At 61.0% G+C, this 11,030-nt stretch carries 11 protein-coding genes; 5 read left to right on the top strand and 6 right to left on the bottom strand.

Annotated elements, in window-relative coordinates; genetic code table 11:
- Positions 1-166 precede the first annotated feature (166 nt).
- Both rpmI and NW853_RS02065 read right to left on the bottom strand, forming a co-directional pair.
- Positions 167-367, bottom strand: a complete 201-nt coding sequence (gene rpmI / locus NW853_RS02070; protein WP_414333811.1) for a 50S ribosomal protein L35 — start codon at positions 365-367, stop codon at positions 167-169.
- Positions 368-484: 117 nt separating this feature from the next.
- Positions 485-1,711 (bottom strand): class I SAM-dependent methyltransferase, encoded by a 1,227-nt coding sequence (locus NW853_RS02065; RefSeq protein ID WP_414347456.1) that lies wholly within the window; start codon positions 1,709-1,711, stop codon positions 485-487.
- Between the two features lie 71 nt (positions 1,712-1,782).
- Between NW853_RS02065 and glcD the strand changes: the two genes are divergently transcribed.
- A complete protein-coding gene (gene glcD, locus NW853_RS02060; RefSeq protein WP_414347454.1) occupies positions 1,783-3,273 on the top strand; it encodes a glycolate oxidase subunit GlcD in 1,491 nt (496 codons plus the stop codon).
- Here the strand turns inward: glcD and NW853_RS02055 are convergent.
- The 3 genes from NW853_RS02055 to NW853_RS02045 form a co-directional block, all read right to left on the bottom strand.
- The gene (locus tag NW853_RS02055; RefSeq protein WP_414333807.1) at positions 3,270-5,141 is read right to left on the bottom strand and encodes an AAA family ATPase; all 1,872 of its coding nucleotides are present in this window, start codon (positions 5,139-5,141) and stop codon (positions 3,270-3,272) included. The two genes, glcD and NW853_RS02055, sit on opposite strands and share 4 nt — an antisense overlap.
- Before the next feature lie 122 nt (positions 5,142-5,263).
- Positions 5,264-5,953 carry a hydrogenase nickel incorporation protein HypB gene (hypB, locus tag NW853_RS02050; protein ID WP_414333809.1) on the bottom strand — a complete coding sequence of 230 codons (690 nt, stop codon included), beginning with the start codon at positions 5,951-5,953 and terminating at the stop codon, positions 5,264-5,266.
- Between the two features lie 43 nt (positions 5,954-5,996).
- Positions 5,997-6,569: a phycobiliprotein lyase gene (locus tag NW853_RS02045; RefSeq protein WP_414347451.1), complete on the bottom strand. Its 573-nt coding sequence runs from the start codon at positions 6,567-6,569 to the stop codon at positions 5,997-5,999.
- 413 nt (positions 6,570-6,982) lie between these two features.
- Here NW853_RS02045 and NW853_RS02040 point away from each other — a divergent pair, with 413 nt between their 5' ends.
- A complete protein-coding gene (locus NW853_RS02040; protein WP_414335973.1) occupies positions 6,983-7,264 on the top strand; it encodes a hypothetical protein in 282 nt (93 codons plus the stop codon).
- A 184-nt stretch (positions 7,265-7,448) separates the two neighbouring features.
- On the top strand, positions 7,449-8,579 hold the full coding sequence (locus tag NW853_RS02035; RefSeq protein ID WP_414347448.1) for a murein hydrolase activator EnvC family protein: 1,131 nt from the start codon (positions 7,449-7,451) through the stop codon (positions 8,577-8,579).
- Here the strand turns inward: NW853_RS02035 and NW853_RS02030 are convergent.
- Positions 8,570-9,220 (bottom strand): ABC transporter ATP-binding protein, encoded by a 651-nt coding sequence (locus NW853_RS02030; RefSeq protein WP_414335977.1) that lies wholly within the window; start codon positions 9,218-9,220, stop codon positions 8,570-8,572. The genes NW853_RS02035 and NW853_RS02030 overlap by 10 nt on opposite strands.
- Before the next feature lie 166 nt (positions 9,221-9,386).
- Here NW853_RS02030 and NW853_RS02025 point away from each other — a divergent pair, with 166 nt between their 5' ends.
- Positions 9,387-9,587 carry a DUF3285 domain-containing protein gene (locus NW853_RS02025; RefSeq protein ID WP_414335979.1) on the top strand — a complete coding sequence of 67 codons (201 nt, stop codon included), beginning with the start codon at positions 9,387-9,389 and terminating at the stop codon, positions 9,585-9,587.
- Between the two features lie 188 nt (positions 9,588-9,775).
- Positions 9,776-10,909: a histidine kinase gene (locus NW853_RS02020; RefSeq protein ID WP_414335981.1), complete on the top strand. Its 1,134-nt coding sequence runs from the start codon at positions 9,776-9,778 to the stop codon at positions 10,907-10,909.
- The last annotated feature ends 121 nt before the right edge of the window (positions 10,910-11,030 follow it).

Genomic DNA, 11,030 nt, shown 5'->3' with positions numbered 1-11,030 from the left:
TTGCGGGCAACATTGCCCCGTTTGACTCTCATGGCGGTAACTCAATACAGACAGAATACAGACAGATGGATACAAGGGCGAACAAGCCTTGAGACTTTTGGCCTGCCGTGGCGATCGGCTCACCCTAGGCTGAGGGAGTGGAGGAAGCGGCACAACGGGATCCCACCTAGTGGGTGTTGGGCAGCATCAGGCGCACGTTGGCCAGATCCCGTTCATCCACCAGGGCCACGCCGGCCAATTTGCGTTTGCGGTTGGTGGTTTTGTGCTCAAGCAAGTGATTGTGCCCGGCCCGGCGACGCATGAACTTGCCGCTGCCGGTGAGGCGAAAGCGCTTGGCGGCTGCCTTGCGAGTTTTGATTTTGGGCATGGCAATAACCCCAGAAATGGCCAGGGGAAAGGTCACAGTCTTCTAGCATAAGCTAGGGAAGACCAAGAAAGCAAATGCCGCAATGGCCTCTTCCTGTCTCAAAGCCGCCAAGAGCCCTCAAAAACTGTTCTCTTGCGGCTCCAAAAGCAACACTTGCCAGCGCAGCAACTGCTGCAACTGCGGCCAGCTCAGGGGAGAGTCTAGGCTTTCTTGAAGGGCTTGGACGGTGCGGATCCCGTCCACCTGCTGCAGGAAGGCGAAGGCTTCCTCGCTGAGGGAGATGGCCTCATAGGCGTAGTTGAAGAGGCTCCGCCCCGGCCACAGGCCCAGGCAGGGGCTGAGGTGGGCAACTACCGCGGCCACATCCTCTGGATGGGTCCATTCCCAGCGGCGAATAGGGGGCTTGCCGAGAAAGAGCTCGTAGTGGGCCACCACCGGATCCAACAGCTCGATTAGGCGGTAGCGCTCCGGCTCCGGCAGTTGGGCTGCCTGGGCCAGTAGGGTTTCATCTTTGCCCAACACCCGCTCCAGCCGCCAGAACTCTGGGTTGGAAAAGCGCAAAAACTGCAGCCCTGAAGCCTGAATTAGCTCAAACAGCGTCTCGATGGTGTAGTCCACTTCCTGCGGGTGCAGGTACATATCGGCAAAGCATTCGTCGTCCACGTTTTCGATGGCCCAGCGGGCGCGTTCCTGCTGCTGGATGCGGTTGCTGTCTGGCAAAATCTGGAAAAGGCGGCGGCCCACCTGGAGCCCTTGCTGTAGGTGTTCTGCGGAAGCTAGCGGCTGATGCTCTGAGCCAGTGACCAAGAGGCGGATGGCCTTCTGCATCAGGCGGATCTCGTGGCGGCCCAGCTCGCCGTACACAAATAGGTGGAGGATCCCGCCGGGAGCCAGCTTGTTTGCCAGAGCCTGCAGCCCCGCCACCGGATCCGGGAGGTGGTGGAGCATGCCTACGCAGTTGATGAAGTCGAACTGCCCCGGCAGTTGGTCGATGTCGTAAACGTTGAGCTGGCGAAAGTGCACCGGTGGTGCCTGGGAAGCCCGGCAGCGGGCCTCGGCAATCTCCAGGGCGCGGCTGCTCAGGTCAAAAGCCCAGATTTCGGCGTTGGGGTTTTGGTGGGCGATATACTCCGTCCCCACCCCAGAGCCGCAGCCGGCGTCCAGGATGCGCACTGGGCGGCGGCCTGGATGAGCACCTGTGCAAAAGGCATAGGCCTGGGGCCAGCTCCAGCGCCAGTTCCACCCCGGCGGGGGAACGGTGCCGATGGGCTGTGGCGGGAAGGGGTAGAGGTCGTAGAGCTGCCGCACTTGTTTGAGAATCTGTTCGGCGCTGCGGGACTGCATAGGCTCTCCAGCCAGACTATCCAGACTATAGTGACGATATCTCCCCTAAGCACATTTCTCGCCAACGCTCTATGGTTGTCCGCGCTTCCCATCCTCTGCAAGCTGGCCTCACCTTCGACTGGATCAAGCTGACGGCTGAGCTCAAAAAAATTCTCGATCCCCGGCGAGTGATCAGCAAGCCGGAGGAGCTGTTGGTTTACGAGTGTGACGGGCTGACCAGCTACCGGCAAAGGCCGGCTTTGGTGGTGTTGCCGCGCACCACAGAAGAGGTGGCGCAGGTGGTGAAGCTGTGCAGCCGCTACCAGGTGCCCTTTGTGGCGCGGGGATCCGGCACTGGCCTTTCGGGAGGGGCGCTACCCCTGGAAAATAGCGTCGTCATTGCCACCACCCTGATGAAACAGATCCTGGAGATTGACCTAGACAACCGCTGCATGGTGGTGCAGCCGGGGGTGATCAACGCCTGGATTACCCAAGCGGTGGCCGACCAGGGCTATTTTTATGCGCCGGATCCCTCTAGCCAGTCGGTTTGCTCCATCGGCGGCAATGTGGCGGAAAACTCCGGCGGCGTCCACTGCCTCAAGTACGGGGTAACAGCCAACCACATCCTCGGCTTGACGGTGGTGCTGCCGGATGGGGAAGTGGTGCGCTGGGGGGGCAAGATCCCGGAGATGCCCGGCTACGACTGGGTAGGTCTGTTTGTCGGTTCCGAGGGCACCCTGGGCATCGCTACCGAGATTACCCTGCGCCTGCTGAAAACCCCGGCCCAGGTTCAGGTTTTGCTGGCGGACTTCGACAGTGTAGAAGCAGCGGGATCCGCCGTCTCTGACATTATCGCTGCCGGGATCATCCCCGCCGGCCTGGAGATCATGGACAACTTCAGCATCAACGCCGTCGAGGATGTGGTGCAGTTGGGCTGCTACCCGCGGGATGCGGCGGCCATCTTGCTGGTGGAGGTGGACGGGCTGGAGCTGGAGGTGGAGGAAGCCGGCCAACAGGTGAGGGCGCTGTGCCTCAAAAACGGGGCCCGCCAGGTGCAAGTGGCAGCCGGCCCAGAAGAGCGGGCGCGGCTATGGAAGGGGCGCAAGGCGGCCTTTGCTGCAATGGGCAAGCTCAGCCCCAACTACTACGTCCAGGATGGGGTGATCCCCCGCAGCCAGCTAGCCTATGTCCTCAAAGAAATCGAGCGCCTCAGCCGCGAATACGGCTACCCGGTGGCCAATGTGTTCCATGCCGGCGACGGCAATCTCCATCCGCTGATTCTCTACGACGAGTCGGTGCCGGGATCCCTGGAGCAGGTGGAGAAACTGGGGGGCGAGATTCTCAAACTCTGTGTGCGCCTGGGGGGTAGCCTTTCTGGCGAGCACGGCATCGGGGCGGAGAAACGCTGCTACATGTCGGAGATGTTTACGCCCACGGATTTGGAGAGCATGCAGTGGGTGCGGCAGGTATTTGACCCGCAGCACATCGCCAACCCCGACAAGATCTTTCCCACTCCCCGCACCTGCGGCGAGGCGGCCCATGCCCACCGGCGGCCGGAATGGCAAGGGATCCCTGTCTTCTAGCTGGCCTGCCGCTGCTGCTGCAGCTCGGCAAAGGCCTGGGCAAAGTCTTCCTGGCAGATGACCAGGGTTTTGGCATCCACCGTCTCGGCAGTGGCGCGGTGGCGGCGGATGGCGGCAATGGCGGCACGGTTGCTCAATAGAGCCAGATCGGCACCGCTCCAACCTTGGGTCTGCTCGGCCCACCCCTGTAAATCCACATCCGGCCCCAGGGGACGCTTGCGGTTATGTACAGATAAGATTTCCCACCGCCCGGCGCGATCCGGCAGCTCCACACTCAGGTGCAGCTCCAGCCGTCCGGCACGGGTGAGGGCGGGATCCAAACTGGCTTTGCGATTGGTGGCCGCCACCACCAGCACCCCCTGGCTGGGGCGGATCCCGTCCAGTTCGGCCAGGAGTTGCCCCAGGACACGGTCGCTGACGCCGCTATCGCCGGAGTAACTGCCTCGCGCGGGAGCGAGGGTGTCGATCTCATCGATGAAGATGACGCAAGGGGCACACTGGCGGGCGCGGGCAAAGAGTTCCCGCACCGCCTGCTCGGAGGATCCCACCCATTTGCTGAGCAGCTCCGGGCCGGAGACGGCGATGAAATTGGCCTTGGCCTGGGAGGCGATGGCCTTGGCCAGCAGCGTCTTGCCGGTGCCGGGGGGCCCGCTGAGGAGGATCCCTTTGGGGGCCTGGGCCTGGGCCTGCTCGTACAGCTCCGGGTGCAGCAGGGATCCCTCGATGGCCTCCTGCAAAATCTGCTTGGCGTGCTCCAGGCCGCCGATCTGATCCCAGCTCACCTGGGGCGACTCAATTTCCACCGAGCGCAACACCGCCGGCTTTACCTGTTGCAGAGCCTGCTGAAAGTCCGCCGCCGAAACCGTCAGCGACTCAGGGACAGGGGATCCCAAATCCGGCACCTGGCGCCGCAAAGCTGCATAGGCGGCCGCCTGGCACAGGCCGCGCAGATCCGCCCCCACAAAGCCCAGCGTCTGATCCGCCAGGCTGTCCAAATCCACATCCTCCGCCAGCGGCATGCCGCGGGTGTGAATGGCCAGGATCTCCCGCCGCCCCTCCCGATCCGGCACCTTAAAGATGATCTCCCGGTCAAAGCGCCCCGGTCGCCGCAGGGCCGGATCCAGGGCCTCAGGCCGGTTGGTGGCCGCCAGCACCACAACACCTTTTTGAGCCGCAAACCCGTCCATCAGCCCCAGCATTTGAGCCACCAGGCGTTTTTCTACCTCCCCCTCGACGGTGGCGCGGTTGGGGACAAGAGCATCGATTTCGTCGATGAACACCAGACAGGGGGCAGACTTAGCCGCCTTCTCAAATAGCTGCCGCAGGCGCGCCTCCGCCTCCCCGTAATACTTGCCGATCAGTTCCGGGCCGACAACGGCAATGTAGTTCACCCCCAGGCTCTCGGCCAGGGCGCGGGCGGTGAGGGTTTTGCCGGTGCCTGGGGCTCCCACCAGCAGCACGCCGCGGGGAGGATCCAGTCCCAGCTTGGCCAGCAGATCGGGCCGCTTGAGGGGAAGTTCTACCATCTCCCGCAGAATTTGGAGTTCTTCTTTCAGACCTCCCACGTCCTTGAGCGCGAGGCCCTTGGCGCTGCGGAGCGAGTCCGTTGCAGCGGCTCTGCTTTGCTCACATGGGCCCGCTGCAGGTCTAACCTGCGGCTCGCTGCTCCAAGAGGATTGCCCCGTGGCGGTTTGAACGCCGCTGGGACGAGGGGGAATAGAGCCGGAACGGGGAATAGAACTGCCCAGAGGCCGGGCCTGGACGCGAACTTCAGTTCGCAGTTCCCCACTTTGTTTTTTCTCATCCAGCTTCTGAGCCAGCTCGATTAACTGCTCAATACCCTGGATAAAGTCGCTTAAATTGGCCATAGCCGGGATTTTCCATCACACAGTCGTCTGCAAATTGACCCCGCCAGAGGTTCCAGCTCATCCCCTGCCTGGCCGGTTCAGGTGAGGAGAGTTCCACGGCCAGATGCTCAGTATGATACCCTTCACTTCGACTGCCGTCCTTGCTGGGTGAGGAAAATCTGCTCTCGGATCCAGCCCAGCCAGGGATCCAGCCCGGCACCCGTCTTCGCAGAAAGACAAAAAATGGGCACAGAAGGGTTGATCTCACGGATGTTGGCTTGCATCCGATCCAAATCCACCTCCAAAACAGGCACCAGATCCACTTTGGTGATCAGCAGACAATCCGCCTCTCGAAACATAATCGGGTACTTGAGAGGCTTATCCTCCCCTTCGGCAACGCTGAGCAGCGCTACCTTGGCGTGTTCTCCCACCTCAAACTCCGCCGGGCAGACCAGGTTGCCGACATTTTCCACCAGCAGCAAATCCAGTTGTTGCGGATCCAGCAGGGCTTCCAACTGCTGTAAACCCCCGGCCACCATGGCCGCGTCCAGATGACAGGCCCGACCCGTGTTGATGGCAATCACCGGGATTCCGTAGCAGCGCAACCGCTCTGCATCCAGTTGGGTTGTCATGTCTCCCTCGATCACCGCCAGGCGCAGCGAGCCGGCAAGAGCGGCCACGGTTTTCTCCAGCAAAGAGGTCTTCCCGGCTCCGGGAGCGCTCATGAGGTTCAGACAGGTCACTCCCCAGGCATCGAAGTGCTCCCGGTTGTGGTCGGCCTGGTGTTGGTTGGCGTGGAGCAGGTTAATCCCCAGATCCAAGACTTGATGCATGGCACAAGCTGTATGTGGGTTGCGGTTGAGAAGAGAAAAAACTCTAGCCTCCGAACGAGCGGAACTCGCTCATGGCCGGGGCAGGGGAAGGGCTGGCCGAAAGTTTGCGCACCTCAGAGCAGAAAGAAGCCATGCTAAAGCCACCAAAGCGCTTGACGGTGCTGGCCCGCAGGCGCAGGTTCGGGCTGGCAAACCAGATGCGCTCCTCTGACTCGGTCATCTCATATTCGGTGTAGAGGGTGAGGGCGCCGTCAGATCCCATCACATAGGTACCGGCCACCGGTATTTTTTCGGCATAGCCCTGATCCCGCAGCAATTGCCCGCGCATGGGATCGACCTCATCGGGGATGGGAACCAGCACCACATCGCCTTTGTACTCTTCGTTGTCCCACTCCTGCTCGCCATCCCACCGCACCCGCGCTGCTCCCACAGCTCGCTGCGGATCCACCTTGAACAGCTCACAAACCCGGATGACGGCTGGATCGGTTGGCGCAAGCGTAGCAATCTGGACTTTCGACCTCCCTCCCTCAGAGCGGCGAAAAGCCAAGTGATGGCTGGTGCGCTGGCACATCCACTCCCCAGCACTGAGGGCGAAAAACTCCATTACGGTCATCATGGCCGACGCGGATCCTCTATCGATAGACAGGATTTGCCGATCTTAGCTTGCGTGGCAACTCACCCTTAACTCTCAATTTAGCTTTTAAGGGGTTCGGGGAGCTCTCAGTCCCGCGCTCTGGCATTCCCCATGGCACGCTACGCCAACCGTGGGGTTGGGCCAGACCAATCCACCTCATGTTGCTGACGCCCGCAGCGACTTCCATTGCCAAACCGCACCTAAACTTTGCCCTCAGGCCCAGACCACGAAACCCAACAGGGATGTGGGGCAGCCGGCGTCGTACCGCTGGCGGTCGGTGAGGGGAGAATGGCGCTTAGAATCCAGAAATAACAAAACCGGCTTGTCGGCAAAACAAGAATAAATTGTAACCAAGAATAAATTGTAAAAATTCCCTTTTGGGAGAAGGTTAACAGATGAACAGAGAACGGGCAAAGCTGGTGTTTATGGGAGCAACTGTTTGTGCGTTTACAGCACTGGTTGGAGCGTTTGCTTTTCCCATTCTTTCGTGGCGTCGCTGGTTCCTCCTTTTGTCAGCCATCTGTGGCCTTGTTGTCTCTCTAGCCAATATTGAACTGGGCAGAGAGGAGGAAGAAGCCCCCCAGACTCGCAAGTGGCGCATGGTGTCCCGTTTGTATGAGATGGCTCTTGGGTCAATTTTTGTCATTCTCGTATTATTTTTACTATTTTTAGCCTGAAGTTTTGCCGATAGGCGGGCGGCCAGCCCATCGCCATTTGGAGTAGCGAGACCGGGGGGCAACAATCCAGTTGGGCTCGGTCAGATCCTGGCAAATCTTTGTATCCTTAGGGTCGGTAGGTCTGTTGCAGAGGGTGTGGGGAGTGACAAGTCTGAGTCGTGTGGCACACAGGCTGAAAGGGTGGATGGTGTTCGGATTGCTCGCCCTCTGTCTGCTGCTGTGGGAAATGGCCCCGTCTCAGGCGCAGAATGTTAACCAACTGCAGCAGCGCCAGCAGCAGATCCAGCAACAAATCCAGAGCACTCAGCGCCGCCTCGGAGAAGTGCGCCAGGCCGAAGAAGAGGCCCGCCGCCGCATGGGATCCCTGCGCCAAAACATTCGCCAAACCGAAGCCAGCCTGCGCGACAACCAATATCGTCTGGAACAGGCCCAGAAGGCCCTAGAGCAAGCGCAGCAAGAGCTCCAGGAGCTGCAAGACCGCCTGAGGCGGCAGCAGCAGGGCACGGCCGCCCGCTTGCGCTACATGCAGCGGCAGGGGGCAGAACATTGGTGGGCTTTGCTGCTCACCAGCCGCGACCTGAACGAGTTTTTCGATCGCCGCCACCAGTTGCAATTGCTGATCGAGGCCGACCGGCAGTTGATCCGGGAGCTGCAGGCGATGGCTGAGGAGGTGGAGCAGCAGCGCGTTGCTCTGGAGATGCAGCGCAACGAGATTTCTTTGATTTTGCAGGAGCTGGCGGCCCAGAAAAACCAACTGCAGCAGCAGGCTGCCGCCCAAGAGCAACTGGTGGGCCGCCTGGCCAACGAGCGCGCTGCCTATGAAGCAGCCCAACGGCGTTTGGAAGCCGATTCTCAACAGTTGACCGTCCTCATCCAGCAACTGATCGCCCAGCAGGCTCAGCAGCGAGGGGGTGGGGATCCGGTTCAGGGGACGGGCCGGTTGATCCCACCGGTGGGCGGGCCGATCACCAGTGGCTTTGGCTGGCGGGTTCACCCCCTCTATCGCAGCCGCCGCTTTCATGCGGGGATCGACTTCGGTGTGCCCACCGGCACGCCAGTTCGGGCATCAGACCGGGGCACGGTCATCTACGCCGGTTGGTACGGCGGCTACGGCTACACGGTGATTGTGAACCACGGCGGCGGCATCACCACCCTCTATGCCCACAACAGCCGCGTCGCCGTCGGGGTGGGCCAGCAGGTACAGCGGGGGCAGGCCATTGCCGCTTCTGGCTCCACCGGCCTCTCCACCGGGCCTCATGTTCACTTTGAAGTGCGGGTCAACGGCCAACCGGTGGATCCGCGCCGCTACTTGTGAAGCAGCGCCTCTGCCGGCACCGGCTGTAGGGATCCCGCCTGCAACGTCCACTGCACATCGGCAATAGAGGACAGCTCCTCCGGGTCGTGGGAAACCACCAACACCGTCCAGGTGGATTTCAGCCGGGCCAACAGCTCGATCAACTGCCGCCGCACGGACCAATCCAGCCCCGCCGTCGGCTCGTCCAGCAGCAGCAGAAACGGGCCGCGAATGAGCTGCACCGCCAGGGCCAAGCGCCGCTGTTGCCCGCCGCTGAGGTGGTTGGGGAAGGTGTGCAGGGGGATCCCTGCCAATCCCACCTGCTGGAGGACATTCTCGATCTCCTTTTGCTGCAGTTCCGGGTGGCCGAAGCGCATTTCCTCCAGCACCGTCAAGCCACAAAAGTGGCGCTCCGGGAACTGAAACACCAGCCCCGCCAGGCTGCGCAACTGGTTGAGGGAGAGCTCCGTCCCGCCCCAGGCAATCCGTCCCTGGGTGGGCCGCGCCAAGCCGGCCAAGATTTCCAGCAGGGTGCTCTTGCCGGCCCCACTTTTGCCCACGATCAGCCCCAACTGGTTCGGGCCCAGCTCAAAGGAGAGATCCTTGAGAATCGGCTGGGAAACGGCTGCCGGATGGTAGGAAAGATGCTGAACCTGCAACATAAGCGCCAAGGAGGGGGATGCTGTCGTTATTTTGGCACCGGAAGATCCCCGCCCAACAGCCATCGCTTCGCTGCAATCGGCAGGTTACCCCAAAACGATGCCGATGTCTGGCAGGCAGATTGAGCTAGCCTGGAGACAGGGTTAAGTTATTGCTCTGGTCATTCGGATGGCGCAGCCTTCTTCTGCAGATTCTTCTTCGACCGGCATTCGCGCAAGCGTTGCGGAGCAGCAGGGATCCCCCCCGAGCTATACCCGCCTGGCCATGCGCAACATGGTGCGCAAAGGCAGGACCTCTCTGCTTCACTTCACCCTGACAGCGGTGGGGTTGGTGGCCCTGCTGGTGGGGTTGGCCTACCTGTTTCACTGAGTTCCACGGTTGTCAGTTGGGCGGAAAAGGTGCACTCTGGGGGTCTCTCGCTACGTTCGCTGTTCCTTTTCAGCTTTTCCCCAAGGTTAAGTGTTAGGAAAGAACAAGCAGCAGTGGATCCCACAGCTCGAGCAGATGGCAATCCCGGCTGCTGAAACGCCAACCTCTGGCCTTTTGGATTTCGGCCTATGCAGACTTCGCCAGATCTCACCTCCGCTCGTTCTGTCATTCGCCTGCTGTTGTTTGCCAAGAGTCGAGCCGTCGTTGCTGAACTTGAGAAGCATCTGCTTCAGCACATCCAGGGGTTACCCGGCCAATACCCTGCCCAACTAAAAGTGGTGCTGCTGGAGGAGCACCCCTACCTGGCGGAGCATTACAAGTTGGTGGCGACTCCAGCTCTGGTCAAGGCCGAACCTCTGCCCGCTCAGGTCTTGGCGGGGGCCGACTTGGCAACACAGTTGGAAGTGTGGTGGCCCCGTTGGCAGGGCCAGGCGGCCTTGGCCTCCCAACAAGAAGGTGCAGGACAGGATCCCACCCCTCCCCCGACCACCGAGGCGCTGTTGCAAATGTCGGAAGAGGTGTTTTTGCTGCGGCAGGAACGGGCCCAATTGCAGGAGCAGTTGGACTTCAAAGACCGCGTTCTGGCCATGTTGGTACACGATTTGCGCAGCCCCCTGACGGCCACGGCTCTGGCGGTCGAAACCCTCCAGCAGGGGCGCGAGGGATCCCTGGACAAAGCGCTGGAGCGGCAGTTGTTCGACCACGCCCGCCAGCAACTGCGCAAGATGGACAGCATGATCACCGATATTCTCGAGTCAGCCCGGGGCGCCGCCTCGGAGCTGAGGATTCGAGCCGTAGAAACCCAGTTGCCCAGCCTGTGTCAGCCGGTGATCGAAGAGCTACAGCCGCGCATGCAAGCCAAGCGGCTGCAGTTTCAAGCGGATATTCCCGTCGATCTGCCCTCTGTTCATGTGGATCCCGACAAGATCCGCCAAGTTCTGTTCAACCTGCTGGATAACGCCATCAAGTACACCCCTGCCGAGGGATCCATCCGCCTCGATGTCCTCCATCGCACCAGCCAAAAGGTGCAGGTGACCGTCAGCGATACCGGCCCCGGGATCCCGGAAGCCGACCAGGAGAGCATCTTCTCCGATTCCGTTCGTCTGTCCCGGGATCAACAGCAGGAGGGCTATGGCATCGGCCTTTCCCTCTGCCGGCGGATTGTGCGCGCCCACTATGGCCAGATTTGGGTGGAATCTGTCCTGGGCAAAGGCAGCAGCTTTCATTTCACCTTGCCGGTATACCGGCTCTGCAAGCGCTAGCCAAAGGCCCCGGCAGGCAAGCAGATATCTGGCAACAAGGACTCCGTCTCTGCCGGGGTTGAGGCCGCAACGGTTTGATTGATGTCTGGGTCGGGTCAGGTTGGCCAATTTGTGTGTTTAA

This window comes from Synechococcus sp. H55.11, assembly GCF_047462475.1.
In the GTDB taxonomy this organism is placed as follows: Bacteria; Cyanobacteriota; Cyanobacteriia; order Thermostichales; family Thermostichaceae; genus Thermostichus.
The sequence above is the reverse complement of the archived record's forward strand: the minus strand, read 5'-3'. Positions and strand labels throughout refer to the sequence as shown.

Excerpts from the sequence above, each read along its gene's own strand:
- rpmI (WP_414333811.1), bottom strand. The coding sequence starts at position 367 with ATGCCCAAAATCAAAACTCGCAAGGCAGCCGCCAAGCGCTTTCGCCTC.
- NW853_RS02065 (WP_414347456.1), bottom strand. The coding sequence starts at position 1,711 with ATGCAGTCCCGCAGCGCCGAACAGATTCTCAAACAAGTGCGGCAGCTC.
- glcD (WP_414347454.1), top strand. The coding sequence starts at position 1,783 with ATGGTTGTCCGCGCTTCCCATCCTCTGCAAGCTGGCCTCACCTTCGAC.
- NW853_RS02055 (WP_414333807.1), bottom strand. The coding sequence starts at position 5,141 with ATGGCCAATTTAAGCGACTTTATCCAGGGTATTGAGCAGTTAATCGAG.
- hypB (WP_414333809.1), bottom strand. The coding sequence starts at position 5,953 with ATGCATCAAGTCTTGGATCTGGGGATTAACCTGCTCCACGCCAACCAA.
- NW853_RS02045 (WP_414347451.1), bottom strand. The coding sequence starts at position 6,569 with ATGATGACCGTAATGGAGTTTTTCGCCCTCAGTGCTGGGGAGTGGATG.
- NW853_RS02040 (WP_414335973.1), top strand. The coding sequence starts at position 6,983 with ATGAACAGAGAACGGGCAAAGCTGGTGTTTATGGGAGCAACTGTTTGT.
- NW853_RS02035 (WP_414347448.1), top strand. The coding sequence starts at position 7,449 with ATGGTGTTCGGATTGCTCGCCCTCTGTCTGCTGCTGTGGGAAATGGCC.
- NW853_RS02030 (WP_414335977.1), bottom strand. The coding sequence starts at position 9,220 with ATGTTGCAGGTTCAGCATCTTTCCTACCATCCGGCAGCCGTTTCCCAG.
- NW853_RS02025 (WP_414335979.1), top strand. The coding sequence starts at position 9,387 with ATGGCGCAGCCTTCTTCTGCAGATTCTTCTTCGACCGGCATTCGCGCA.
- NW853_RS02020 (WP_414335981.1), top strand. The coding sequence starts at position 9,776 with ATGCAGACTTCGCCAGATCTCACCTCCGCTCGTTCTGTCATTCGCCTG.